Raw genomic sequence first — 25,897 nt, 5'->3', positions numbered from 1 at the left:
GAAGAGGAAGCAGTATCAATTTAATATAGCAATTATTTAATATTCGTTATACTAGTATTTTATCACTTGATTATAATATGTGCATCATTTCTTACTTATCATGAGAAATCCATGCATTTTGTGTAATGCAATCATGATGGCAATGAATTTTCAACTGTGTGTCACATGAACAAAAAATGTTCACCTCTTCTTCTGTTAATTCTGGTAATTCCTTTGATTCTTCAATAATTTCTTTTTTCATAGTTTCGATTTCCTTTCTAAAATATTGTTGTCCAAAACGCTGAACCATCGTGGCAATCTACTGCACATGCTGTTTTTGCATGTGTATCGCACAGACCATAGACATTAATTTCATCTTCTGTAAATTCCCTTGTTTCTGTGCTTTCCTCAGATAATTTTTCAATCTCTTTATTCATGCCTTATTCCTCCTTTCTTAATTTACTCTATGTAATAAGCCTTTTATTTAGCCTATTAACCTATTTTTAAGAAGATATCCTTAAAATATCAAATTGTTTTTCAGAAAAATTCTTTCGCAATATTTCATATAACATTTTTGTTATTTCACACTCAATTAACGGAACTTTATAAAAATCTCTATGCAAATCATAATTTACCATAATACATTTACAGGCCGTACACTGCTTATATTCCCTGCATTCTAAGCAATCTTGATTTTCACTATCTTTTATTTCTAATAGTTTCCTGGCTTTTTTGATATCGATTCCTTGTTGAAAATCCCCTATCTTTACATTTTCATCTACTTCTGTACAAGGAAAAAATTCCCCATATTCATTTACAAAAAGAGAATTTATACCTGCTCTACAACGGTAAAAACAACTACTATTTGCATAAGCTCTAATACGAGCTTCTATAAAATTCCAGTAAAATTTACTTCCACTACCTTTAATATCCTTATACCAATAAAATGCTTCTTTTATTTGATTCTTTAATTGTTCAATCGACTTTTCACTCCAATCTTCATATACATTTATTGAAGTTTCAAGTACACTGAATCCCATATTTTTAATAAATCTTACTGAATCGAATAATTGGTTACATGTGTTTGGACATACTACTTGTGCTATACTGACAGATACACCAGTTTCGTATTCATACTTTTTCAACTTATTTATATTTTTATAAACTGCTTCATAGCTCCCTTTACCATTTTCATAACACCTATTTCGATTATGTACTTCTTCCATCCCATCCAAGCTTATTTTTAATGCGAATTTATTTGCGATAAAATAATCCAATATATCTTCATTAAATAATATACCATTGCTTGTAATGCTAAATTTAACTTTAACTCCACACTTTTCAGCCTTCTCTTTTGCATATTCACAATATTTTTTTATACTGTCATATTTTAGCAATGGTTCACCTCCAATAAAATATATCAATAATGTTTTATCATTGGTTTTTTTAGCTTGCCTTAGTGATATATCTATAGACTTGTATCCTACATCCAATTGCATCATATCTTCATTTTTTTGCACATAACAATATCTACACTTCAAATTGCATCTTTTTGTAATCTCTAACGTTAATGTATACATTTCACATTACTCCTAGTATTCTCCATACCTATAATAAATTCTTTATTTTTAAACCTAGTTCACCAAGTTTCTCATCCCTTTCAATAAGTTCTACTTGTTTTCCTAAAATCTTTTGTCTAATAAGTATATTCTTTTTACCTAGCTCATATAATACATCTTTCAAAATAGGATATATCAGCTTCTCTTGTCTACAAATTATTTCTGCTGGGACATTAATAAATCCACTTTTTATATAATTCATATATCCACATTTCATCGAATGACACATATTTTTTACCGTACATTCCAAGCAATCTCTAAATTCTTTCCGAAATAATTCTCTAGGAAGATTTTGTGCCAATTCTATATCAATCCCGTTTTTGATATTTCCAATTTTAAATGCTTCATCGTTGGTCACATAAGCACATGGATATATATTTCCATCCGGCATTATACAAAATGATGTCAAACCAGCTCCACACATAGTAAACCCCTTATCTGATTCTGTTAATAGGCCAAACATCTTCCCATTAATCAAATCAATTGAAAGATTAGGATTATCATCAACCGTATTCAAATAATAACTCGCAATCTTTTTCATTTGTTTTCTAAATATATCCTCTTCAGTTTTTCCGAATTGCATATTAATATCTAAAACTATACTCAACTTGTCAAATCCAAGTGTCTGAAAATATATCACATTATCGTATATTTGATCTAATGTATTGTTTGCCACAGTCATTCGTATTGTATACTTCAAACCACTTTTTTTTATAAATTTTAAGTTTTGCATAATAGTAGCATAAGCACTATTACCGTCTTTTTGTAATCTATTTTTTTTATGTGTTTCCTTATTTCCATCAATACTTATCCGCACAAAAAAGTCATTTTCTTTCATCCAAGAAATCATTTCTTCGTTAAGTAATGATCCATTAGTGGTTATATAATATAGGACCTTCTTTTTACACTTTTCTTTGATATAATTTACTGCTTGGTAAATCAATTCCTTCTTTAATAAAGGTTCTCCTCCCATAAAATTCACTGCAAAAGCATCACTATCTTTATTTGATTCAAGATCAATAATAAAATCAAGAATATCTTTTAACATTTCTTTATCAAGAATAAGACATTTTGTATATTCTTCATAACAATAGGTACATTGAAAATTACATTCTGTTGTTAAATAAATAGTATACACCTTTCCCACTCACCCCTAACTAGCATTGCCTTCTTTTAATTTTATAATTTCACATTTTCCTATAACTTTCCATATATATTGTTTCAATTGCACTTTTTTTCGTCTAATTGGAATTTCACTGTCTTAACTCTTTCATACAGATGTCCCAACTTGGCACACTTCTGCGATTTACAGGAAAATCTACCCATGTTAAAATGATACTGTCAAAATTATATGTAGCGAAACGCAGCTTTCCAGGGAATGCCTCTTCTCTGGTGCAAGCTGCGTTTTTTAGTGCATGGAAAGGAGTATCACAACTAAATATGGAATAAGCGTTCCTCCGTATTGACCGGACTGAAGCTTTTATGAGGCAGGAAAACTATAAGCCAGGGCAAAGTGAAAGATCTCACTTTGCCCTCTTTTTATGAAGGAGGTTCATTTACTTGAAAAACCATGTACACAAAGAAGCCCCACCGGGCATGAAACATCATCGGAACTATGGAAAATATCTCTATACTGCCTTCCTTGTCTTCACTCTGATTGCCTGTAATGTACAACCAGTTATGGCTGCTACCATCTGGGACAAAGCTTCAGAAATCATGAAAGACGTATATAACCAGATTATCCTGATTTCCACCATTGCGGCTGTTGTAACTGCATCGGTTGCTTTGCTTTTGATGAATTTTTCCAAATCCGGAAAAACCGTGGATGAATCCAGGGCATGGCTCAAACGAATCATCATTACATGGGCTATTCTCAATGGTCTTGGATTTATCATGGCTTACATCACTCCGTTCTTTGCCGGCGGGCAGTGGAATGGATAATGCAGATAAGGAGGTGGCTCTGTCATGGGAATACTTGACGGAATTGTAGAATGGATTGCCGAACAGGTCATGAACATTCTGGATTTGATTACTACTTCTGTTCTGGGTGCACTGGGATGTTCCATGGATACTTTTCTCCGGTATTTTCCAGCAGCGGAAACAATGTACCAGATTTTTCTGGCACTTGCTATCGGACTCATCCTATTAAACTGGGTTTGGCAGCTTTTTAAGAATTATTTTATGGGAACAGGGATTGACGCTGAAGATCCAATCAAATTATCACTGCGGACATTTATGTTCCTTTTCCTGACATTCTATGCCAAGGACATCGTGGATCTTCTATTGAATATTGCAGGAACACCGTATAGCTGGATTCTGACTGAAGATCTTCCACCACTGGAATTTGCCAAATTCAACTCTGTGATCACAGTAATCCTGGGGGTATGTGCCAACGGTGCTGTTGCCATTGTTGCCCTCATACTGGTACTGATCCTTGCCTGGAATTACATCAAGCTGCTTTTTGAAGCTGCGGAACGTTACATACTGCTTGGAGTTCTGGTCTACACCGCACCTGTTGCGTTTTCCACGGGTGCTTCCCAGGCTACCGGAAATGTTTTTAAGAGCTGGTGCCGTATGCTCGGCGGACAGTTCTTTTTGCTTTTAATGAACGCCTGGTGTTTGCGACTGTTTACTTCCATGGTCGGAACATTCCTTGCAAACCCTTTATCACTCTAGGAAGGAGGAGATTATGAAACATAAGAAAACACTGCTCTGCAGCCTGCTATTGATTTCTTGTCTGATTCTTGTAACTTCCATGCCGGTCTTTGCCGCTGAACTTACAGAAGCAGAGGTACAGCAAGCTGTAGATGCACAGGGAAAAGAAACGGTCACCGGTAATGTCTTTATCTGGTTTCTGTGTGCCATTGCTTTTTTGAAGGTTTCTCAAAAGATTGACAGCTTTATGGCAAGTCTGGGAGTCAATGTTGGAAATACTGGTGGAAATATGATGGCTGAACTTTTAATCGCCGGAAGAGGTCTTGCAAGTTCCTTTCGAGGGCATGGAGGTGGAAGCCATAGTAGTTCCCATTCTTCCTCTCCCGGAAGCGCTGCAGTACAAAGTTCTTTCCTTTCCGGAGGATTAGCCGGAGCCGTTGGAAGGCAGACAGAGCGTTCTGCGGTAAATGCAGCCACCGGATATACCGAAGGACCAAGTATCGGAAATGCACTCTATCAGTCTTCCCTTGAAAAGGGCGGAGATTTTGCCAATAACGTTATCAGCAATATTGCTCAAGGAAACTATGGTCAAGTTGGCTCGATCAAAGGTGATGGAGCTGTTTCTGCATTTCAATCTTACATGGGAATTCAAAATGAAGATAAAACAGATCATTCCTATACCAATGTTGAAATCGGCGGCGGCAGGATAACAGGAGTTGAGTCCGGTTCCAATGGAGACAGCCGGGAATTTGCTATGTACCATGCCGATCAATATACGGCTCCTACCCAGGGAACCTATGAAACTGTTCAATCTGTAGACGGAGCTACCTGGTACAAACAGTATGCTGAAAATACGGTATCCAAAATTCCTTATGATGCTGGCGATGGAAAGATAGCCTACAACGAATCCATTGTCCAAAAGCTTCCTCCTACTCCTCCAAGAAAGGATCGGATTTAGTGATGGATACAGAACGCTCTGGACTTGACGAAGCAATGGATGTAGGCTCCAGTACCATTTCTCACCTAAAGTCCTTAAAAACAGCAGCCACTTTCTCCAAAGCAGGATATGGTGCAGCCCTTGGCGGGCCTTTTTCAGCAGCGATTGGAGCAGTCATCGCCAACCGGAATCAGTTCGCTAAAATTCTCCTTGTTATTCTCGCCATACTGCTGCTTCCGGTTTTATTTATTGTGATGCTCCCTGGTCTGATCTTTGGAAGTCTGACCGAACAAAGCGATGTGCTAAACAGCAACTCTATGATCAGTGAAAACATCCGTGCTTCCCGTGATGCCATCGTTGAAGTGTTAGAAGAAAGCCATGAAGACATTCTGGCAGAAATCTATGCAGCAATTTCCCGTCTTCCACAAGGTGATACTGCATCCATCAATGATCCCTATACATACAGCATCGCCGTCAATGCCAATCTGCTGATTTCACAATTTTGTGCCAGCCAGGATGACTATAAAAACATCAACCTAAACCAATTAAAGAAACTCATCCGTGAAAACAAAGAAGGACTTTTTTCTTATGATGTAGCAACCGAAACAGTTACCATGGAAGTTACCGTTGATGGCGGTGCAGAAGGAGAAGCCGGCACAGAACAGGGACAGGCACAAACACAGACGGTTACTTTTACCAAACACACCTATACCGTTGTTTATGCTGGGGATTCCTATTTTGCAGACCATGTATTCCATCTTACAGACAAGCAGAAAGAACTTGCCAAAAACTATGCCGAAAACCTGACTGCTTTCTTTGGTACTGCTTCTTCCGGCATAGTAGCTGCTATCAATCTTAGCGATGAGGTATTGTCCTACCGCCCTGCTGTAGAAAGAGCCGCTGCGAAATATGGTATGAGTGATTATGTAGATTTAATTCTGGCAGTCATGATGCAGGAATCTGGCGGACGAGGGCTGGATGTTATGCAAGCAGCGGAAGGTGGATTTAATACCCGCTATCCCCATGTGCCAAATGGGATTACAGATCCAGAATACTCCATTGAATGCGGAGTACAGGAATTAAAATATGCCCTCGACAAAGCCGGCTGTACCGGACCTACGGACTTAGACCGGATTAAACTGGCTCTTCAGGGTTACAACTACGGTTCTGCATACATTGACTGGGCAATGGAGCGTGACGGTGGTTATACCAAAGAAAATGCGATTGCCTACTCTGATATGATGTGTGCAAGACCAAGCTGGCCTTATGACCGGTATGGTGATAAAGAATATGTGGATCATGTCCTTCGGTATTACCAAATTACTGCCAGTGGCGGCAGCTATCCCGCAAACGGCATGCAGATTCCACACTATCTCCAGACAGACTATGGAAATATCCCCTATGGCGGTGGTTCGATTGCATCCAGCGGTTGTGGACCTACCAGTTTTGCCATGATCGCCAGTTATCTTACAGGCACTACCATTACACCTATTGATGCAATATCCTGGTGCGGAAATTCCTATTACAAACCAGGAGTCGGCACTTACTGGTCTTATTTCCAGGCAGCGTCCGATCATTTTGGGTGTGGGGCTGTCACACAGACCAGTGATCCCAACCAGGTACTTCAGGCTTTATCTGAAGGTCATCCGGTCATCAGTTCCCAAAGAGCTGGGCTTTTTACCAGTGGCGGACATTTTATTGTCCTTCGTGGTGTAACGGCTGGAGGTAAAGTATTAGTCAATGATCCCAATGACAGTTCCTCCAAAAACTACATCAACCGTGAATTCGATATGATGACGGAAGTGCATGCAACCGCAAATGCCTATTGGATCTTCGCTAAAAAATAAAGGAGACACTTATGAACAGAAAAAAAGCAATTCTGGCTATCTTTATGATGGCCTTTTTAATTATCATCGGATTTGTCTTTCCCTCCATCTGGAAATCCCAAAAAGGAAGCAAAAAATCCGAGACAGAAAATACTCAACACGATAATAATGAAAATACCGAGACAGAACAAGCAGAAAATAACGAATCCATAAGCTTTCAGGATTTTGAAGCTTTGGAAGACTTTTTCTCCAAGGAACAGGTGAAACTTTTTCAGGAAGAACTGACCTCCTATCTTAAAAACGTAAAACAGATGTCTCTAACTTCCATCCGTTTCCTTGCTGATGATACTACCTATCCCAATGCTTCTGATATTAATTTTTTATTCCAGCTTCCGGATAAGTCCGTTCTTCCTGTGTACTACACTTCCTCTACTGGAAGATTCTTTTTCGGTGAGGAACGTACCCCTGATTCTGGAAAAGAAATCATCTATGAACGTCCGACAGATGACAAACTTCCTTCCATCACAACAGAGGAAGTGGAACAGTTGCAAGAAGGTGGGTATGACGATACCTCAGTGAATTTGGAAAAAGCTGCCCCTGTCACAGAAGTTCCGGAAACTCCTTCCATGGAAGAACCAAAGGAGGTGCAGCCATGAACAATACTGAAGAACAACATCCTGTCTTCATCCCTCGCAATTTTATAGAAAAAGGGACCTTTATGGGCGGAATGTTTAAAATCCGTAATGCCATCGAAGGCGGTATCCTGGCAATCCTGATCACCATTCCTGTTGTCAATCTGCCTCTGACACTCACTGTCAGGATTATTATTCTCTGTATGACTGCTCTGCCTGCAGCTATGATTTCTCTAATTGGAATCGGTGGGGAAAGCATTACTGCGTTTTTAATGAACGCTCTGCGTTTTCTGAAAAACCGCCGGGTTATTTACCGTATGGATGTACATCCGGAGCCGAAAAAAAAGTACCGGATAAAAAAGCCCCGCAACAAAGAACCAAAAACCAGAAAACGAAAACGTCATCCAAAGCAACCTGCAGAATCTTCTTCTGAAGAGAACTGCTCACAGATGTCTTCCGAAGAGGAGACAAAAGAATCCTCTGCTATTAAAAAAAAAGAACGCCGGCAGTTTGACACTTCTACAAAACGTGGAATACGCAAACAGGCTCGTGAAGACATCCGGATTCTTAAATTTGAGTCCCGACAATTAAAAAAAGAACAAACCGCTGCACGTAAAAGTGCGAAAAGGCAGGCAAAACTTGAAAAACAACAGATAAAGCAGCAACTTTCGGAGGAACGAAGAAAAGAAAGAACTGCGAATAAAGCCTCCAACCAGCCTTCTGCTTCCGGGAAAAGCAAAAAGAAAAAGCGAAAAGAAATCACCTTGGAAGATTATCTTCCTATTGATAAGATTGCCAATGGTGTTATCTACACGACAGACCATCGTTATGTAAAAATCCTGGAGATTGAACCGATCAATTTCCTCTTACGCAGTGCCCGGGAACAACAGGGGATCATCTTCAGCTTCATCTCCTACCTAAAAATCAGCCCTGTGAAGTTACAAATTAAGATGATCTCCAAAAAAGCAGATATCAACAAACATCTGGAGCAATCCCGTCTGGAAATGGAACGGGAATCGGATCCCAACTGCCGGCAGTTACAAAAAGACTATATCCAATTTGTCCGGCAGTTAAGTTCCAGAGAAGCGGTTTCCAGACGTTTTTTCCTTATCTTTGAATACGAACCTTTCAATGTGAATCGGAAGGTGGAGGAAAAGGAAATCCTGGCAGCTTTGGAAACTGCTGCACAGACCGCAAAAACCTTTCTATATCAATGCGGCAACGATGTGCTGGTTCATGACAATGAAGATGAGTTTACAACCGATGTACTCTACACTTTACTGAACCGTACCAAATGTACCGAAACACCTTTGCCAAAACGGATTAACCAGGTACTTACCCGCTATATGGAATCTGGCCGTGAGCAGGAAGTGGATAACATCCATATCAATGAATTCATTGCACCAGAGTCTTTGGACTTTAAGCACAGCAACTATGTGCTGGTAAATGGCATCTACCATTCTTACCTGCTGGTGCCGTGCGATGGTTACAAAGCAAAAGTAATGCCAGGTTGGCTGTCCCTGCTTATCAATGCTGGCGAAGGAATTGACATTGACTTTTTTCTGCATAAACAGCCCAAAGATAAGATCCAGCAACGTCTTGGACAGCAAATCCGGATCAACCGTTCAAAGATCAAAGATGCCTCTGATACCAATGCGGATTTTGATGATCTGGATTCTGCCATCCGTTCCGGCTATTTCCTCAAACAGGGACTTGCTAATAATGAAGATTTCTATTACATGAATCTTTTGATTACAATTACGGCAGGTGATCTGGAAGAACTGCAATGGCGGATTCAGGAGATGAAAAAACTTCTCATCTCACAGGATATGGATCTGCGGTCTTGTTACTTCCTGCAAGAACAGGGATTTTTATCTTCCCTTCCTCTTGTAAACCTGGATAAGAAGCTCTATGAACTCTCAAAACGAAATGTCTTAACCACCGGAGCTGCCAGTTGCTATCCTTTCGTCAGCTACAGCATTTGCGATGACAACGGCATCCTATTTGGAGTAAATAAGCATAACAACTCTTTAGTGATTGCTGATATTTTTGACTCCAAACAATATAAAAACTCCAATATTGCGATTCTTGGCACTTCTGGATCCGGAAAAACCTTTACCATGCAGACTATGGCACTTCGTATGCGGCGTAAAGGAATCCAGGTATTTATCATCGCACCGTTAAAAGGTCATGAGTTTTATCGGGCTGCCAGAAATGTAGGAGGAACCTTTATCCAGATTTCTCCTGCCAGCCAAAACTGCATCAATGTCATGGAGATCCGAAAAGTAGATAACTCTGTCAATGAGCTGCTGGACGGTCCAACTTTAGACGCATCTGCCTTAGCCAGTAAGATTCAGCGTCTGCACGTTTTCTTTTCTCTGCTCATTCCAGATATGAGCCATGAGGAAAAACAGCTTTTGGACGAAGCACTGATTAAAACCTATGCAAGAAAGGGAATCACCCATAAGAATGAATCCCTCATTGATCCCAAACACCCGGAGCATTATAAAGCGATGCCAATTCTTGGAGATGTATATGATGTTTTGATGGAAACCGAAGATACCAAACGGCTGGCTCACATCCTGAACCGTCTTGTCCATGGCTCTGCTTCCTCTTTTAACCAGCAGACCAATGTAGACCTGACCAATAAATATACTGTTTTGGACATCTCAGAGCTGACCGGCTCCAGCGATCTCTTAACGGTGGGGATGTTTGTTGCTCTGGACTATGTATGGGATAAAGCCAAAGAAAACCGTACCGAAGAAAAAGCTATTTTCGTAGATGAAGTATGGCAGCTCATCGGTGCTTCCAGTAACCGCCTGGCCGCTGAATTTGTTTTGGAGATTGCCAAGATTATCCGGGCATACTCTGGTGCCGGTATTTTTGCAACCCAGGATCTTAATGACTTTTTTGCTCTGGATGACGGAAAATATGGAAAAGGCATTATCAATAACTGTAAAACCAAAATTATTCTTAACATGGAAGATGAAGAGGCACAACGTGTAAAAACCATTCTTCGTCTTTCCGAAACCGAAGTTATGAATATCACCCATTTCCAACGTGGAAACGGACTGATTTCAACAAACAACAATAATATCACTGTGGAATTTAAAGCTTCCAACCTGGAAAAAGAATTAATTACCACAGACCGACAGGAACTCCTGGAAATCTTGAAACGCCAGGATAAAAAAGTCGGTTAATGTTACCTGCAGCCCGAATGTGGCTGCTTTTCTTTTTAACAAAGGAGGAGATTTATGTTAAAACCAGCAAAACAACCTCATATCCGGCTAACCGCCCTTTTTCTTTGTGTCACGATGTTTCTTAGCACACTCTTTTTCAATGCCCATACCGCTTATGCTGCAGATGGAACCATTGATTATAAGGCAGGAGCCAAAATTCCATACGGGGACTATTATACTTCCCGCATGAGCTTTGATGGCAATAACACGGCTTATTGCGTTGAACCATTAAAGAAAACACCGGCTTCCGGAAAGTATCCTTATAACCTTTTGGGAAAAAATTCCCCACTCAGAAAAGCTCTTTACTACTTAAACGGTGGATATGGTTATGAAAAGGTAATAAAAGATCAATATTTCCAAGGATGGTCCGATGACAATTCTTATGTCATTGGTCATCTGGTCGTTTCCTATATCCATGCAGGAAATAATGGGGACACCGGTGCTTTTCATGGTGCACCTCAAAATTATATTGACAAAGCATTGGAAGTTGCCAACGCCATTGAAGGGCTTCCTGCCCCACCAGAATCCTTCCGTGCTTTTATCGTTCCTGGCAATGCTTCCCAAACTTTTGCAGGAAGCTGGTATCAGGTTCCAAACGGCTTTATCGAACTGCAGAAATCCTCTGCCAATACCGATATTTCCGATAAAAATGGCAATTACTCTTTAGAAGGAGCCAAATACGGAATCTACAAAGGGGAAGAACTGGTAGAAACTCTTGTTACCGATAAAAAAGGATATGCAAAATCCAAAGAACTGGCAGAAGGAAGTTACACCGTTAAAGAAATCAGTGCCCCAGAAGGATTTGCTATAGATCCTTCCGCCCATAATGTTACGGTAAAAGCAGAAGGAACATCTACCGTAAAAGTAAAGGATATTCCTCAAAATAATCCCGTAAAACTGCTCCTTAAAAAGCTGGATGCTGACACACAGCAAAATTCTGCACAGGGAACCGGCTCTCTCGCCAATGCCGAATTTACAATAAAATTCTATACAGAGCAGTCAGCTACCGATCCCGGAGCAAATGGTAAGAAACCGGTTCGCACCTGGATATTGAAAACAGATGCCTCTGGAGAAATCCATTTTACAAAAGATTATTTGGTATCCGGGGATGAATTTTTCTATGCCAGTGATGGAAAGACCGTCTGCTTCCCACTGGGTACAGTAACCGTACAGGAAACCAAAGCACCTGCCGGCTATCTTCCAAACGAATCTGTTTTCGTGCAGCAAATCACCAGTACCGGTACGGAAGAAACTATCTCTATTTATAACGCTTCTTCTGTCGAAGAACAGGTCTTCCGAGGCGGCGTCAAAATTCAGAAGCGGGATCTGGAAACTCAGGGAACACAAGCACAAGGAACCGCATCGCTTGCAGATGCCGAATTTACCATTACCACTTTGAACAAACAGCCGGTATGGGTAGGTGGAAAGCTCTATGAAAATGGTCAGGCAGTACTTACAATTAAATCGGATGCACATGGTATTGCTGCAAGTGCCGCTGATGCCCTGCCCCTTGGACATTACCGGATTGAAGAAACCAAAGCGCCTTCCGGATACCTAACCGATGGTGCAAAGGCTCTTGAATTTGACATCACCCAAAATGGAGAAATCGTAGATTTAACAACAGAAGAGACTTCTGTTTCTAACCAGATTATCCGTGGCGGTGTCAAAATCCAAAAACGGGATCTGGAAACGGGAGAAGCCAAACCACAGGGAAATGCTTCTTTAAAGGATGCAGAATTTACAATCACCAATCTTGGTCCAAATCCTGTTCTTGTGGATGGAACCCTTTACGAAAAAGATCAAGTAGTTCTCACTTTGAAGACAGATGAAAAAGGGCTTGCTTCCACAAAAAAAGATACTCTCCCTTATGGACATTACCGGGGTGATGAGACAAAAGCACCGGAAGGTTATTTGAACGAGGGAAAACTCTCTCAGGAGTTTCATATCACAGAAAATGGGAAAATTTTGGATTTAACTGCAAAAGAAACAGCGATTTCCAATCAGGTAATCCGTGGCGATTTAGAATTCGTAAAGGTATCTGACGGAGATTTAAACCGGCTGGCAAATGTCCCATTTTCCATTACCTCCAAAACTACAGGAGAAAGTCATACCATTGTAACAGACAAAAATGGCTATGCCAGTACCTCCTCAGAATGGAATAAGCACACTACAAATACCAATCGTGGGGAAACTTCTGAAGACGGAATCTGGTTTGGCTCTTCTAAACCTGATGATACCAAAGGAGCCCTGATTTATGATACCTATATTTTGGAAGAACAACGCTGCGATTCCAATGAAGGTATGAACCTCTTAAAAATTGAGGTCTCTGTATATAAAAATCACGTAGTCGTGGATATGGGAACTTTAACGGATGATCAGATTACCATTGGAACTACTGCCCTTGACAAAGACAGCAACTCCCACTTTGCCAAACCAGAAGAAAAAATCACTCTGGTTGATACCGTAGAATACGAAGGCTTAAAGAAGGGACAGTCTTATAAGCTCATCGGCACACTGATGGATCAGGAATCCGGAAAGCCAATTGAAATAGATGGAAAACCTGTCACAGCAGAAACCACCTTCAAACCAAAAAAATCTTCTGGTTCTGCAAAAGTGACCTTTACGTTCAATGCCTCTTCTCTGAAGGGCAAAACAATCGTAGTATTTGAAGAACTGTACCAGGAGGATTTAAAACTGGCTGTTCATGCGGACATTACAGATCAGGATCAGACTATCTATTTCCCAGAAATCGGGACCACTGCAAAAGATAAGGAAACAGATATGAATCTTTCCCAGGCAGATAAAGAAGTTACCCTTGTAGATACGGTAGCTTACAAAAATCTTCTGCCCGGCGAAGAATATGTTATGACTGGAACCCTTATGGATAAAGAAACCGGAAAACCTGTCGAAATAGATAAGAAAGAGGTTACTGCCGAAACCACATTTACTCCTAAAGAATCCTCTGGAACGGTAGATGTGATTTTTTCTTTTGATGGGACTTCCCTTGCCGGAAAAACCGTAGTTGTTTTTGAATCTGCTACTTATGACGGCAAAGAATTTGCAACACACGCTGATCTTGAAGATAATGGGCAGACCATCTACTTCCCGGAAATTGCTACCACTGCAAAAGACAAAGCAGACGGAGATCATTTTGCCAAAACCGATAAAGAGATTACTATTGTTGATACGGTTAAATATAGTAACCTAATTCCAGGAAAAGAGTATGCACTTACCGGTACCTTGATGGACAAAGAGACAAAAGAACCTCTTCAGGCAGATGGTAAACCGATTACTGCCACTACGACCTTTACTCCTGAAGATGCCTCTGGCAGTATTGAACTTACCTTTACATTTGATGGCAGCATCCTGTCCGGCAAAACAATTGTTGTCTTTGAGTCTTTAACGTATCAGGAAAAAGAGATTGCTGTTCACGCCGATATAGAAGACCATGAACAGTCTATCTACTTCCCGGGAATTGGAACTACTGCGAAGGACAAAGCGGATGGGGATCAGGAAGCCGTTGCTACGAAAGAAGTAACCATCATTGACACCGTATCCTACCAAAATCTGATTCCGGATACTCCATACAAACTGGTCGGCACACTGATGGACAAAACAACCCAAAAGGAAGTTATGATTGATGGAAAACCTGTCACGGCAGAAACAGAATTTACACCAAAGGATTCCAATGGTTCTGTCGAAGTCATCTTCACTTTTGATGGAAGCACATTGGCTGGACATGATGTAGTCGTTTTTGAAAAACTTTTTTCCCTTGAAGGAGAAACAGCACTTGAAATTGCTTCCCATGAGGATCTGGACGATAAAGGACAAACGATAAAACTTACGGAAGCTCCAAAAGACACACCTGAACCTTCCAAACCAGTCAAGACCGGAGATGAAACAACCGTTCTTCCTTATCTTTTACTGGCAGGTGCCGCACTCCTCTTTGCTGCAGGATTTGGTATTTTATATATCCGTAAGCGGAAAAAAGATAAGTAACTATCAATAGATATGCTCACAGGCAGCTTATTACGGCTGCCTGCTATAAAGGTGATGAATATGGAACAATCTCGTTGTAATGCCGATGCCAAACACATCCGGCATTTTTTAGATATTTGTGATGGAAATTGGCATTCCTGTATTTATGTTCGCTGTGTTTCCTGTAAAACCCCAGGTTATTGTAATGGCCCACACTTCTTATATCATCCAGATGAAAACGGCAGTCCATGTGTCCTGCCCATGGCAGATGCCCGTATGCTCTTCTCCCGCATACCGGAACCAACGGAATGTCTATCCGCCATAACACTGGAACAATTTCAGTCTTTATATGGACTCTACTTTGCAAAAGAAGCATTGACCGATAAGCCATGTCCTTGTTTTGCTTTACTGCGGCACCAGGAAGCATCTCATTATCACTGGTAAAAGGTTGCACTTTTGGCACTTTCTGCGTACAGGATAAGAAAGGAGGCGATTTTATGTTGAATTTCACTGCTATGATTCAAGGAATCGATACAATATTTACGAACTTTATTTTTATTCCTGCACTTTTAATCCTGTACCTGAAGTTTCGTCCGAGAAAGCCCTGGAACAAACGCACCAGAAATCTGTATCGGCTATGTATAGCTCTGATTTCTGTTTATGTCATCCGGATTTTCTGTGCAGGGTTCATCTTTACACCAGTAAATTACTCACGTTTTGCAGACAGCGGTTTCTTTCCGCTTATCAAGGCACTGTTCTATTCTTAGATTTTCTGCCATTTTGTGCCATTTAGTCCGAATCTGGGAGTAGTTTCTATGCCCATCCTATGGGAATTCATCACCTGCTTTCTTACAATATACGTATAAAACACGTAAGCGAGGTGAATCTTTATGAAACAGAAACAAATCCGCTGCCCATACTGCGGCAGCATCGCAATTTTAAGGGATGCGTCCTATGTATATGGAAATAAAGCGAAAGATGGAAAACTCTATGTGTGCAGTCACTTCCCACAGTGTAATTCTTATGTAGGAGTTCATCCTGGCACTACCAATGCCAAAGGAAAACTGGCAAACAAAGAGCTTCGGCAAAAAAGGATCCAAGCACACCGGGTATTTGACCAGATATGGCTAAACCACATCTTTACGAAATCGGAGGCTTACCGCTGGATTGCTGATAAATTCTGTCTGACTGCCAAGGAAGCACACATCGGAGAATTTAGCACTTATATGTGTGATCAACTAATTCTGGAATCCATGAAGATTCTGGAGAATAACCATATCCCTCTCAGGGCCATTGGTTGAAAGGGGGGATATGTATGATCATCCCGATGACAGATGATGAACGCCGATTGACAGAGGAGTACTTATATTTGGTACCTGAAATGGTAAAAAAATTGACTTCCCGTTGTGCTTATGTCTCATACGATGAGCAGCAAGACCTTCTGCAAGCCGGAAACTTAGCTTTATGCAAAGCCGCCATGAACTATGACAACACCCGTCCCTTTGCAGTTTACGCCAAAGTTGCCATACGAAATGCCATTTACAGTTATTGGAGAAAACTGCAAAAAGAACGAAAATACACCTGTTCCATGTATGCATCTTCCGAATTTGACATGGAACCCCTGCTTGTAGACCAAAAAACCGAACTATGGCAGGAACAATGTATGAACCAGGAACCCATTTATAAGCACCTGCAGTCCTTAGAAGCGAGAAGCTGCAATACACTAAGAAAAGGAATACATGCCCTGCTCCTGCAGCAAAAAGGATATACCAACCAAGAAATTTCCAAACATTATGGTGTCCCAATGAATCATGTCCGGGCATGGCAAAGCAAAGCCCGGAAATACTTACAGCAGGATACCAAATTATATACTCTTTTATCTTGAAGGGAGAACGATTATGCTGACACTTTATACTGCAGTCGGAATCCTACGATTCCAGGATTCCATAAAGGAACATAAAACACCGACTGTTATCAATAACCGGCAGGAATACGGACTGACAGAAGAAGAATTCTTTCTGTGGAGCAGCCTCGCATTTCAAATCCGACAGATCCATGAATTGCAGTCTGCTTTTTCCGAACGCTTGAAAAAACATCACCGTTCGGAAAATATCCCCATTGAACCTTACCTGAATCGGCTGCTGCTTCGAGGACTGGTTGTAAAAGGGGATGGTTTAACTGGTGTGGATGCCCTGTACCGCCTCTTAGGAGAACTTTATATCAGCCCATTGCAGGACAGTTTTTCAGTACGGCTTTTTACCTGCATCTATCTCTGCATGAAGAAAAAACTGCACACAAAGGAACTGATCCATTATCTAAAAAAGCCGGCACGGACTGCTATAGAGGACACGGTACTCCAAATAGCAAAAAAAGTACAGATTTCTACGGCAGAGCTTGTAACCTGTGTAGAACAGGGCATCCATCCACAAAATACAGAGCAACTTTTGACGCAGCTCTATGAAACCTCGGATGCAACATTCCGTACCCTGGCACAGGATATCCAATTCACCCATGCCGGTTATCCTGTACTGGAAGCCATCAGTAATTTGTACCTCAATAAACAGATTGCATTTGAAAAATTATAGGAAGGAGCAAATTATGCCAAAACCATTTCTTAATAAGCTGATTGTCCATGGGGCAATCGGCTTTTTCTGTGTCCTATTTGGATGTATTTACGGATTTATAACAGACGACCAGATATTTCTCCTTATGAGTCTTTGCATCGGTGTTGGAACTGCCATACGAATTGTGAGTCTGCTACATACCATCAAGATGCATGACTATACCGAATTAACTGGAACCTGTACAAAACGTGAAGTCAGCCCACTTACCAAGAAACAGAAAATTATTTTCCGTTCCACTGACCAGAAAGAATATCACTTTACATTCGATAAAAATATCCGCCTTTTATCTGGACATTATTATCGCCTATATTTCCGGAATGTAGCAAACCTTTCGGGTGAAGAAAAGGTTACTCCGGATTTACTTGCGTATGAGGAATTATCCCTAAATGAAGATGTTTCCCCGAAGAACTCTTAGATTTCTTCTCTAAATACAATAGAAGTGGATATGCCACTTTCACATACCCACTTCTATTATGCTTTATAAGTTTTCCTTCTGCCGTCCCAGTGAAATGACAAAAACCACTCCGAACTACCACGTATTCTGTCTCAAGGATGACAGCATAACAGCAATCGCAGGGAATAATAATCTATTGTATTCCAGAAGACTCTTCAAAAAATGGACAGTGCTTTCACTTTCAGGGTTTCAAAATGCAGTAACAATATCTTTTATTTTTCTACTGTGACCAATTTTTTCATATTAAGGGCAACTTTATACTGACAGTGAAAATTCCCGCTTCATAATTCACTTGAATATCACCACTTATTTGTATTACTAGCTTTCTAGTAGCATACAATCCGATACCACTGCTTTTTATCCTTGCTTCATCTTTTGTGTAAAACAAATCAAATATAGATTTTAATTCTTCATCACTAATATAATCAGAAGGATTGCTTATTTGTATATGACAATACTCGGATTCTCCCCACATGTAAAACATTATATCACCAGTACTATACTTTAAAGCATTATCTATTAAATTACATAAAATTCTAATTAATATTTTCTCTTGAGCAAGTATCCAAATGTTTCCATGTGGCAGTCTAATATCTAATTGTTCTGAGGCACGTTTTGAATTTTGAATATATTCCTTTAACAAAGAAGTGACTACCTCTGTAATATTGACTGATTTCATATCAACTTCGCTCTCTATTGCTTCACTCCAAAACAATAAATATAAATCGTCTACTAATTTTTTTAAATAATCCGCCTTTTTTTCAATATGTTCTATATAGCTATTAACAGGTTCATTCACATTTTTTTCTAATCTAATTAACTGCAAGTAACCAATAATAACAGTTAATGGAGTACGTAAATCGTGTGATAAATTTGCTACCATCTTTTTAAAATTTTTATCCTGTTTTTTTAGCTGATGTTCTTTTCGTTCATCTTCTTTAATTCGCTTGTTGATACTAAGTGCAAGGTTCTCAATATCTTTATCCAATACATTGACCGAGTAGATATGCTCATTATGTTCTATCCATTCTATAATTCTTCTAATTTCCCTCTTCAGATGAAAAATGTATAATATGCCTAATAATATAAACACTCCTGTTATTAAAAAGACAACTAGCAAACTTCATATCTCCTTATAATATTAGAATCTCATCACATGTATTCAAGATTGCATTATCATGTGAAACAATAATAATTATTTTATGATTTTTAATTTGATCGATCAACTGTAAAAATTGTTTTTTTCCACTCTCATCCATAGCTGAGGTAGGCTCATCAAAAATCATTACCTGACCGTCTTGCACTACTTGGCGAATAATTGCAATTTTTTGCTTTTCTCCACCGGAAATATTACTTGACTTTTCATTAATTTGCAAATCCCAATTATCTCTTTTCAAAATACTATCACCAAAGCAATCAACGGCTCTCTGTATACATTTTACATCAAGCTTTCGATATAAAGCAATATTATTATATATTGTATCTGCTATTAAAGTCGGCTCCTGTTCTGTTACACTGATTACATGTTCTCTTATATAATCCATATCTAAATTTCTCATTTCTGTATCGTTCCATATTATATTCCCTTGATATTCATCTACATACATACCCATTAAAATTTTAATAAGTGTACTTTTCCCACATCCGTTTTCTCCTTTCAATCCATAAACTTTCCCCTTTTTTAAGTTTGTAGAAAAACTTTTTATGGTTTCTTTCTGGTCATATGCAAAATTCAAATCCTGAATTCTAATTTGTTTGATTTCATTAAGTCTTATACACCCCTTAGACTGCTCCTTAATTTCTAAAATAGATTTTATACGTTCAAAGGATACATAAGCCTCTTGGTATTCTTGACCGTATGCCACTATTTCTTTTCCATATTCCAAAATCATATTAAAATATACTGAAATCATATAGAAATATCCTATTTGCATATCTCCAGTAAGTATCTTTTTTCCTCCAATCCAAAGTAAAATGCATACAGATATTGCCCCTACAATCCCTTCAAGATTTGCAAATGCCTGGATAGTCGCTTGTTGTTTAAATATAGATCGATATAATTTTTGATATGATGCTACTAACCTATTTAAAAAAAATGAATCCATACTATGTATTTTTATAAACTCTATTTTTTCTAATTGTTCCTGCAGTCTGGAGAAGAAATTGGATTTCTCCTCTTTCATTCCATAACTGCAATTATAAATACGCTTTTTGAAGCCAATATATATAAAAAAATAAAGTGCTAATAAAAACATTGTAACTATAAAAGCAATCGAATCCATTTTCCAAATCATAAATAAGATTATACCCGCTGAAAAAACTGAAAATATCAATTCAGTCAAGGAGCTGATGAAAAAAATAAGTACATCATTCGCATCATTGTTTATCCTTTGAGATAAGTACGATAAATCAGTTCTGCCAATTACGAGTGGCGAAACTTTTTTTAAATGATTTACAATTTCGAAATTTAATGAAAATGCTGCATTAGTCTGTATCCTTATATAAAGTATTTTATTGACATAGCAGACAATTTCCTTACCAACATACAATAACAGTAATAAAAATATGAATTTTAACATTGCTGAATATGTTGTTTCCACATTAAACATATTAATAAATTGTCCCATAGCAGCCGGTATAAATGTATTTAACCCGCACAGTATAATACCCAACAAAAAATATATCCCATATTCTATTTTATATTGAAAAACATATTTACTGCAAAATTTTATCATTCCAATTCTCCCTGCTATTTCATTGAGCCATTTCTTTCATCAGCTCCAACATCTCTTCTGCATTCCATTTTACTGAAGAACAAATCTTATTTTTATAAGCAGCACACCCACCATAACATACTGGAAAAAATGAACAATCTTTACATTCTTGATCCTTTACGACATCATAGGAAAGCCATTCTACAAATTTATTTGTAAGTTTGATTCCTTTTTCCAAATTACCGATACTTCGTTCACTATATCCAATATCATTCCAACATTTATACAACGCTCCATCTGGACCTATCACAAATGAATTTAAGCTAATTGCTCCACATACACCATAATTGCTCGGCTTAACACCTTGGTACATAAAGCCTCTCTTAATCCCTTCTTTATAAAACGCAATCTCTTCTTTTGCGTACTGTGGTCGTTCCATACATATATGATTATTACATACTCCATTAATATCATCTACTGGTGCTAAATAATAACCAACTCTACCTTTTAAACCATATCTTTCTAGCCAATCAAATATTTCTGTTGCTTCGTTTATATTTGTCTTGTCAACATTAATTCTTATCGAAATATTCAAAATATCCGCACATTCTCTTATATTGTCCAATATATGTTCGAAGGTAGGCTGATGATTATGGAGAATCCTTCTACTATCATGGGCTTGTTTTGAACCATCTAAAGTAACTTGAATATAGTGGATGTCCATGTCTTTTAATTTTTCAGCTACTCTTCTAGTCAATTTATAACCATTTGTGACCATATCCGCATTATATTTGCAACCAAGTGGCAAAACAGACTTTATCTTTTTGGTTAATTTTTCAATAGTTTCAATTGCCAATAATGGCTCCCCTCCATACCAAGATACCGTTAATTCATGTATATGCTGATATTTTTCTTTGAGCTGCGATGTTAATTGATCCTGAACAGTCTCAGACATAGTAATATATTCTCTCCCTTTTTCATAGCAATAGGGACAACAAAAATTACATGCCATAGTTGGGGCAATAGTTAATGTAAGATTTGAATCCGCAAACCTTTCTATTTTATTTCTTATAAGCAATTCTGCAAATTCATCTTTATCATCTTCAACTAGCATACCACCCTCTAATAATGCTGACTCTAAATCAGGCTTTGAACATTTTTTCCCTTCTTTCATTTCATAATATGATTTTTCATAATCAGTATCTAATTCCAGTATTGCAGATGTGACCGTATTGTAAATCAAACAACTTTTATCTTCTTTTTTCTCTATATTGTATCTTGATAATTTCATTATTATATCCTCTTTTCTTAATCTCTTGTTTTCACAGTGTTCTTTGCAATAATGAAAATGTGCCCAGCATATTGCTGAGCACATTTTCCTTTACTGACTACAAATATCTTTAGTAACGAATTACACATGTAGCCTTTTTAGATCCACAACCTTTATCATTGTAAACCCAGCAGATTCTTGTACTTTTGTCCTCTGATGCTTTGTTAATCCACTTCATTGCAATATCCTCCTGTAAAATATTTATTTATTTCAAAGTAGTAAGAGCTACTTGAAACACAAATTAAAGTTCTTGACGTTTCAATGCAAAATGCATTAAAACTATCCCCACCAGGCACGCACCCATACCATACATAATAGTTCCAACAACAATCCCATTTGTCATCCGATATCCACAAATATTATACATATAAGTGGTCGGGTTCATAACACAAAATGCTTTAAGAAGCACTGATTGATTTTGAAAATCCTCATATACCATAGGATAAGTAATCGCACCTGCAAAGAAATATACACATGATAAAGCTGCCACAATTCCTGTATTCTTTACTAAAACCGTAATCAAAACCGCCACAGCTTCCATTCCAATCATAGCTATCATATTTAAGGTAACCATTCCGATAAAAATCAAAAATTCCTCACCTTTATAATGAAAACCATACTTCCATGCTAATCCTAAGCCTAATGCAGTTTCCACAATATAATAGAGAATAAAAAAGTGAACATTTATCACCAGTAATTTACTTAAAAATAATTTGGTTCGATTTATCCCATATACGACAGAAGCTCTTATTGTTCCTTGATGAAATTCTGCAGATACCATTGTCGTAATATAGACAATTAATCCAATCCAAGAAAAAAAATTAATTGATAATGCAAATCTTGCGATTTCTGCAGCTTTTACATTATTCATGTCGTCTATGTAGCAAATCCAACCAATGCTATCTATATTTCTATAATCACCAAAAGTCATAAACAATGTATCATTTCCCACAACGAACGGTATAAAAAAAATAAATGCCATAAATACTAAAACCCACTTCGAGGCTCGCGAATATTTCATTTTATAGTACTCTGCTTTAAGCTGTCTCATTCGATTTCACCTCCGATAATAGATTTGTGTAATACTCTTCTAAGTCTTCTCCTTCATATCCTATTTTTTCTACACCAACTCCTCCATATACTAATTCTTTTGTTATATCAGAAATATTTTTATTATAACCAAATACCTTAATCACATTTCTTAAATAAACTTTTATTTGACTTTCTGGATACCTCTCATCTAAAATACAACTAGCCTTTTCCACATTGTCTACTTCGATATGAACATGACGACGACATTTCTCATCTAATTCTTTATCTGTAATCTGTTGTAACATTTTTCCATGATGTATAAATCCATATACAGTTGCAAGTTGATGTAACTCTGGCAAAATATGACTGGATATAAGTATCGTTGTACCATCTTCTTCATTCATATTCTTTAAGACTTCTCGCACATATTTAATTTTGGTTGGATCTAAGCCATTTATTGGTTCATCTAAAATTAGCAACTGTGGGCGACCAAGCAATGCAATTGCAATTCCTAATCGCTGTTTCATCCCTAAAGAAAAAGCCTTCACTCTTTTATTTCCAGCGTCCTTTAAATCCATTATTTCCAGAACTTCATCAATACTACTTTTTCCTGGAATTCCTCGTTGAGTACGCTGGATTTCCAAATTTTGGCGTGCTGTCATGTCCATATACAAAGCTGGATTTTCAATTAAACATCCTATCTTATTTCTTTCATCTTCAAGATTTTTTTTACCAAATAAACTTATCTCACCTGAAGTCGGCTTTGTTAGTCCTGTAATAACTTTCATCAGGCTACTTTTTCCTGCACCATTTTCTCCAACCAGTCCATATATCTCGCCCGCTTTTATCGTAAGATTTACCTGATTAAGTACCATATTTTTTCCGTATGCTTTACAAATATCTTTTGCTTCCAATATTTTTTCGGGTTCTTTCATTCTAATCACTTCCCTCGTTTCTTAAATCCTATAATGATAATGATAATGTCTAATTCTAACATTTCTCTTAAATCAGTTCTTAAATTTCCATAAAATTATAAATTTATCTTTATATTTTCCCACTCGCCTATGAAACCTTCAAATTATTTAAAACAGTAACTTGTATGAAATTACAAATCATGTTAGTATTTTTACCATACCTATTACCAAAGGAGTTTATTATGATTGATATATTATTAGTAGAAGATGATAAAGAAATTTGCTTTATTTTTACAGAATTATTAAAAAGAAACCATTACAATGTTTCAGCATATCACAATGGGATAGAAGCAATTGAAGCTCTTTCCTCTAAAAAATATGATTTAATGTTATTAGATTTGATGCTTCCCGATTTGCCTGGTGAAAAAATACTATTTCACCTAAAAAAACACAACAATTCTATTCCAGTTATTGTTATATCTGCCAAAAATCAGCCTGAGATTCGTATAAACCTTCTCCGATCCGGTGCAGATGATTATATAACTAAACCTTTTTATCATGAAGAAGTTCTCGCACGAATAGAAAGTGTTTTGCGCCGTTGCAGCGAAAGTCCCCAAACGGAATATTCCTTTAAAGATATTCGCATAAATGTGGATGATCACAAAGTACTTGTAAATAACACAGAGCTTACTCTGACTACTACCGAATATAACCTCTTACAGCTACTAATCAAACATCCAAAACAGACTTTTACAAAGGAATCTTTATATCAACTTATTTGGGGAAAAGATTATATTTCAGATGATAATACTCTCAATGTCCATATAAGCAAACTAAGAAAAAAACTAGAGCATATAGGAAACCAAGCCCCTTATATCGATACTGTATGGGGAATAGGTTATAAATTACACCGTTAGAATAAATTCACGCAAAAAATACCATTACAAAGATTAATCTGTAACGGTATTTTTTACCCTATTCACTTTTTTCATACTTTCAAACAACTAGGTATACCCTCAACAATTTTTTCAGGCACAAACACTTCATTAACTATCACATACGTCCAAGCACCATCTGAGTTATCCGTAGTTTTAGACACTACAATGGCTTAACTTCCACGCAGTATATATTAAATCTACGAATTACAAATACAAAGACACAACTTCGAACCACTACATATTCCTTTCCAAGGTAACGGTGATTGTGGTCTATGAAAATCATTTGTATTTCAGCTGACCATAAAAAACACCGTTGCAGATTCACTCCCCCACAACGGCATCTTTCATTTTTTTTATTCGATTTTATCTTCTCCTGTTGCCTTTATAAATCTCATAACCTCATCAATGGTTTTCCCAGATGCTACCAAAGCCTTAAACAGCTCATCTTTCTGCTTCTCTTCTATCTCTTTTTGAATCTCTTTTGCTTTATGACGCAGTTCCTTTAAATCGGACTCTTTTGTACGAATCTCCTGTTCCACATACTCCAGTTGCTCTTCCAAAGATGTGTTTTCCAGTTTTTTTCGTCTTGCCATAATGCATCCTCCTAATAATTTTTCCTCATTCTACCACATTTTATCTACTCTGAAAAGGTAGTAGTGTTTAGCATTAAATTATATATATCTTTTTAACTATCTTTTTATATCTTCTTAAATGTCCGCAAAGCCTTATTTTATCGGCTCTACGGGCATTTTGCTTTTGTGGTAAACCTCACATATCTAGGTCTATCTTCTTATATTTTCGCTATCAAGCGTGGTTAAAATCGTGGTAAATACTTCTATGCGATTAAACGCTGAACCTCTGATTTTGCAGTATCTATGGACGCATGAGCATACCAGTTCATTGTGATACTGATATTTGAATGTCCCATGATATACTGTAAATCTTTCGGGTTCATGTTCTTGCTTGCCAATCTTGTGCAGAATGTATGGCGTAGCGTATGCGGTGTGATATGTGGCAAAGGGTTAT

At 37.9% G+C, this 25,897-nt stretch carries 25 protein-coding genes; 14 read left to right on the top strand and 11 right to left on the bottom strand.

Features of this window, described 5'->3' with window-relative positions:
- Positions 1 to 91: 91 nt before the first annotated feature.
- The 4 genes from G5A70_RS14380 to G5A70_RS16070 all read right to left on the bottom strand — a co-directional run bounded on the left by G5A70_RS14380 (position 92) and on the right by G5A70_RS16070 (position 2,736).
- Positions 92 to 241 carry a hypothetical protein gene (locus G5A70_RS14380; protein ID WP_161206391.1) on the bottom strand — a complete coding sequence of 50 codons (150 nt, stop codon included), beginning with the start codon at positions 239 to 241 and terminating at the stop codon, positions 92 to 94.
- A gap of 16 nt (positions 242 to 257) precedes the next feature.
- Positions 258 to 416, bottom strand: a complete 159-nt coding sequence (locus G5A70_RS14375) for a hypothetical protein (protein WP_161206392.1) — start codon at positions 414 to 416, stop codon at positions 258 to 260.
- Positions 417 to 482: 66 nt separating this feature from the next.
- A complete protein-coding gene (locus G5A70_RS14370; RefSeq protein ID WP_118309306.1) occupies positions 483 to 1,559 on the bottom strand; it encodes a radical SAM protein in 1,077 nt (358 codons plus the stop codon).
- A gap of 28 nt (positions 1,560 to 1,587) precedes the next feature.
- Positions 1,588 to 2,736 carry a radical SAM/SPASM domain-containing protein gene (locus G5A70_RS16070; protein ID WP_161206378.1) on the bottom strand — a complete coding sequence of 383 codons (1,149 nt, stop codon included), beginning with the start codon at positions 2,734 to 2,736 and terminating at the stop codon, positions 1,588 to 1,590.
- A 458-nt stretch (positions 2,737 to 3,194) separates the two neighbouring features.
- On the opposite strand from G5A70_RS16070, the gene G5A70_RS14360 reads away from it, so the two are divergent.
- The 13 genes from G5A70_RS14360 to G5A70_RS14300 all read left to right on the top strand — a co-directional run bounded on the left by G5A70_RS14360 (position 3,195) and on the right by G5A70_RS14300 (position 17,904).
- Entirely contained in the window at positions 3,195 to 3,539 is a 345-nt protein-coding gene (locus G5A70_RS14360; RefSeq protein ID WP_004223640.1) for a hypothetical protein, read from the top strand.
- 24 nt (positions 3,540 to 3,563) lie between these two features.
- Positions 3,564 to 4,274, top strand: coding sequence for a conjugal transfer protein TrbL family protein (locus G5A70_RS14355; RefSeq protein ID WP_004223652.1), 711 nt, complete (start codon positions 3,564 to 3,566; stop codon positions 4,272 to 4,274).
- Positions 4,275 to 4,287: 13 nt separating this feature from the next.
- Positions 4,288 to 5,211 (top strand): hypothetical protein, encoded by a 924-nt coding sequence (locus G5A70_RS14350; protein ID WP_015526852.1) that lies wholly within the window; start codon positions 4,288 to 4,290, stop codon positions 5,209 to 5,211.
- Between the two features lie 2 nt (positions 5,212 to 5,213).
- Positions 5,214 to 7,037, top strand: coding sequence for a lysozyme family protein (locus tag G5A70_RS14345; protein ID WP_173680741.1), 1,824 nt, complete (start codon positions 5,214 to 5,216; stop codon positions 7,035 to 7,037).
- Between the two features lie 11 nt (positions 7,038 to 7,048).
- Positions 7,049 to 7,672, top strand: coding sequence for a DUF5038 domain-containing protein (locus tag G5A70_RS14340; protein WP_055151494.1), 624 nt, complete (start codon positions 7,049 to 7,051; stop codon positions 7,670 to 7,672).
- Positions 7,669 to 10,848, top strand: a complete 3,180-nt coding sequence (locus G5A70_RS14335) for an ATP-binding protein (RefSeq protein WP_173680730.1) — start codon at positions 7,669 to 7,671, stop codon at positions 10,846 to 10,848. The genes G5A70_RS14340 and G5A70_RS14335 overlap by 4 nt, the downstream gene beginning before the upstream one ends.
- Before the next feature lie 54 nt (positions 10,849 to 10,902).
- Positions 10,903 to 14,886, top strand: a complete 3,984-nt coding sequence (locus G5A70_RS14330; protein WP_015526848.1) for a VaFE repeat-containing surface-anchored protein — start codon at positions 10,903 to 10,905, stop codon at positions 14,884 to 14,886.
- Between the two features lie 60 nt (positions 14,887 to 14,946).
- Positions 14,947 to 15,309: a hypothetical protein gene (locus G5A70_RS14325; RefSeq protein WP_101871471.1), complete on the top strand. Its 363-nt coding sequence runs from the start codon at positions 14,947 to 14,949 to the stop codon at positions 15,307 to 15,309.
- A gap of 53 nt (positions 15,310 to 15,362) precedes the next feature.
- On the top strand, positions 15,363 to 15,632 hold the full coding sequence (locus G5A70_RS14320) for a hypothetical protein (protein ID WP_005340350.1): 270 nt from the start codon (positions 15,363 to 15,365) through the stop codon (positions 15,630 to 15,632).
- A gap of 123 nt (positions 15,633 to 15,755) precedes the next feature.
- The gene (locus tag G5A70_RS14315; protein ID WP_004223692.1) at positions 15,756 to 16,166 is read left to right on the top strand and encodes a zinc-finger-containing protein; all 411 of its coding nucleotides are present in this window, start codon (positions 15,756 to 15,758) and stop codon (positions 16,164 to 16,166) included.
- Between the two features lie 14 nt (positions 16,167 to 16,180).
- Entirely contained in the window at positions 16,181 to 16,750 is a 570-nt protein-coding gene (locus tag G5A70_RS14310; protein ID WP_025580277.1) for a sigma-70 family RNA polymerase sigma factor, read from the top strand.
- Between the two features lie 13 nt (positions 16,751 to 16,763).
- A complete protein-coding gene (locus G5A70_RS14305; protein WP_004223695.1) occupies positions 16,764 to 17,450 on the top strand; it encodes a hypothetical protein in 687 nt (228 codons plus the stop codon).
- 13 nt (positions 17,451 to 17,463) lie between these two features.
- Positions 17,464 to 17,904 (top strand): hypothetical protein, encoded by a 441-nt coding sequence (locus G5A70_RS14300; RefSeq protein WP_025580278.1) that lies wholly within the window; start codon positions 17,464 to 17,466, stop codon positions 17,902 to 17,904.
- Positions 17,905 to 18,181: 277 nt separating this feature from the next.
- Here the strand turns inward: G5A70_RS14300 and G5A70_RS14295 are convergent, their stop codons facing one another.
- From G5A70_RS14295 to G5A70_RS14275, 5 genes are all read right to left on the bottom strand, one after another.
- Positions 18,182 to 19,063 (bottom strand): sensor histidine kinase, encoded by an 882-nt coding sequence (locus tag G5A70_RS14295; protein WP_179966168.1) that lies wholly within the window; start codon positions 19,061 to 19,063, stop codon positions 18,182 to 18,184.
- 13 nt (positions 19,064 to 19,076) lie between these two features.
- The gene (locus G5A70_RS14290) at positions 19,077 to 20,678 is read right to left on the bottom strand and encodes an ABC transporter ATP-binding protein (protein WP_059085286.1); all 1,602 of its coding nucleotides are present in this window, start codon (positions 20,676 to 20,678) and stop codon (positions 19,077 to 19,079) included.
- A gap of 19 nt (positions 20,679 to 20,697) precedes the next feature.
- Positions 20,698 to 21,948 carry a radical SAM/SPASM domain-containing protein gene (locus G5A70_RS14285; RefSeq protein WP_025580532.1) on the bottom strand — a complete coding sequence of 417 codons (1,251 nt, stop codon included), beginning with the start codon at positions 21,946 to 21,948 and terminating at the stop codon, positions 20,698 to 20,700.
- Between the two features lie 280 nt (positions 21,949 to 22,228).
- On the bottom strand, positions 22,229 to 23,038 hold the full coding sequence (locus tag G5A70_RS14280; protein WP_059085285.1) for an ABC transporter permease subunit: 810 nt from the start codon (positions 23,036 to 23,038) through the stop codon (positions 22,229 to 22,231).
- Positions 23,025 to 23,954, bottom strand: a complete 930-nt coding sequence (locus G5A70_RS14275; RefSeq protein WP_015526838.1) for an ABC transporter ATP-binding protein — start codon at positions 23,952 to 23,954, stop codon at positions 23,025 to 23,027. Before G5A70_RS14275 ends, G5A70_RS14280 begins: the two co-directional genes overlap by 14 nt.
- Before the next feature lie 221 nt (positions 23,955 to 24,175).
- On the opposite strand from G5A70_RS14275, the gene G5A70_RS14270 reads away from it, so the two are divergent.
- Positions 24,176 to 24,850 carry a response regulator transcription factor gene (locus G5A70_RS14270; protein ID WP_225084395.1) on the top strand — a complete coding sequence of 225 codons (675 nt, stop codon included), beginning with the start codon at positions 24,176 to 24,178 and terminating at the stop codon, positions 24,848 to 24,850.
- A 374-nt stretch (positions 24,851 to 25,224) separates the two neighbouring features.
- On the opposite strand, the gene G5A70_RS14265 is transcribed toward G5A70_RS14270, so the two are convergent.
- Together G5A70_RS14265 and G5A70_RS14260 are read right to left on the bottom strand one after the other, a co-directional pair.
- The gene (locus G5A70_RS14265; protein ID WP_025580526.1) at positions 25,225 to 25,464 is read right to left on the bottom strand and encodes a hypothetical protein; all 240 of its coding nucleotides are present in this window, start codon (positions 25,462 to 25,464) and stop codon (positions 25,225 to 25,227) included.
- Between the two features lie 242 nt (positions 25,465 to 25,706).
- On the bottom strand, positions 25,707 to 25,897 hold a 191-nt coding region (locus G5A70_RS14260), incomplete at its 5' end, for a tyrosine-type recombinase/integrase (RefSeq protein ID WP_147323122.1).

The organism is Blautia hansenii (assembly GCF_013304445.1).
Lineage (GTDB): Bacteria > Bacillota > Clostridia > Lachnospirales > Lachnospiraceae > Blautia.
Note: the sequence above shows the minus strand (reverse complement) of the source record. Positions and strands in the feature narration are given on the sequence as shown.

Coding starts and splice junctions, on each gene's coding strand:
- G5A70_RS14265 (WP_025580526.1), bottom strand. CDS start 25,464: ATGGCAAGACGAAAAAAACTGGAAAACACATCTTTGGAAGAGCAACTG.
- G5A70_RS14270 (WP_225084395.1), top strand. CDS start 24,176: ATGATTGATATATTATTAGTAGAAGATGATAAAGAAATTTGCTTTATT.
- G5A70_RS14305 (WP_004223695.1), top strand. CDS start 16,764: ATGCTGACACTTTATACTGCAGTCGGAATCCTACGATTCCAGGATTCC.
- G5A70_RS14280 (WP_059085285.1), bottom strand. CDS start 23,038: ATGAGACAGCTTAAAGCAGAGTACTATAAAATGAAATATTCGCGAGCC.
- G5A70_RS14355 (WP_004223652.1), top strand. CDS start 3,564: ATGGGAATACTTGACGGAATTGTAGAATGGATTGCCGAACAGGTCATG.
- G5A70_RS14315 (WP_004223692.1), top strand. CDS start 15,756: ATGAAACAGAAACAAATCCGCTGCCCATACTGCGGCAGCATCGCAATT.
- G5A70_RS14310 (WP_025580277.1), top strand. CDS start 16,181: ATGATCATCCCGATGACAGATGATGAACGCCGATTGACAGAGGAGTAC.
- G5A70_RS14290 (WP_059085286.1), bottom strand. CDS start 20,678: ATGATAAAATTTTGCAGTAAATATGTTTTTCAATATAAAATAGAATAT.
- G5A70_RS14360 (WP_004223640.1), top strand. CDS start 3,195: ATGAAACATCATCGGAACTATGGAAAATATCTCTATACTGCCTTCCTT.
- G5A70_RS14370 (WP_118309306.1), bottom strand. CDS start 1,559: ATGTATACATTAACGTTAGAGATTACAAAAAGATGCAATTTGAAGTGT.
- G5A70_RS14345 (WP_173680741.1), top strand. CDS start 5,214: ATGGATACAGAACGCTCTGGACTTGACGAAGCAATGGATGTAGGCTCC.
- G5A70_RS14335 (WP_173680730.1), top strand. CDS start 7,669: ATGAACAATACTGAAGAACAACATCCTGTCTTCATCCCTCGCAATTTT.
- G5A70_RS14320 (WP_005340350.1), top strand. CDS start 15,363: ATGTTGAATTTCACTGCTATGATTCAAGGAATCGATACAATATTTACG.
- G5A70_RS14275 (WP_015526838.1), bottom strand. CDS start 23,954: ATGAAAGAACCCGAAAAAATATTGGAAGCAAAAGATATTTGTAAAGCA.
- G5A70_RS14350 (WP_015526852.1), top strand. CDS start 4,288: ATGAAACATAAGAAAACACTGCTCTGCAGCCTGCTATTGATTTCTTGT.
- G5A70_RS14300 (WP_025580278.1), top strand. CDS start 17,464: ATGCCAAAACCATTTCTTAATAAGCTGATTGTCCATGGGGCAATCGGC.
- G5A70_RS14325 (WP_101871471.1), top strand. CDS start 14,947: ATGGAACAATCTCGTTGTAATGCCGATGCCAAACACATCCGGCATTTT.
- G5A70_RS14380 (WP_161206391.1), bottom strand. CDS start 241: ATGAAAAAAGAAATTATTGAAGAATCAAAGGAATTACCAGAATTAACA.
- G5A70_RS14340 (WP_055151494.1), top strand. CDS start 7,049: ATGAACAGAAAAAAAGCAATTCTGGCTATCTTTATGATGGCCTTTTTA.
- G5A70_RS14330 (WP_015526848.1), top strand. CDS start 10,903: ATGTTAAAACCAGCAAAACAACCTCATATCCGGCTAACCGCCCTTTTT.
- G5A70_RS14375 (WP_161206392.1), bottom strand. CDS start 416: ATGAATAAAGAGATTGAAAAATTATCTGAGGAAAGCACAGAAACAAGG.
- G5A70_RS14285 (WP_025580532.1), bottom strand. CDS start 21,948: ATGAAATTATCAAGATACAATATAGAGAAAAAAGAAGATAAAAGTTGT.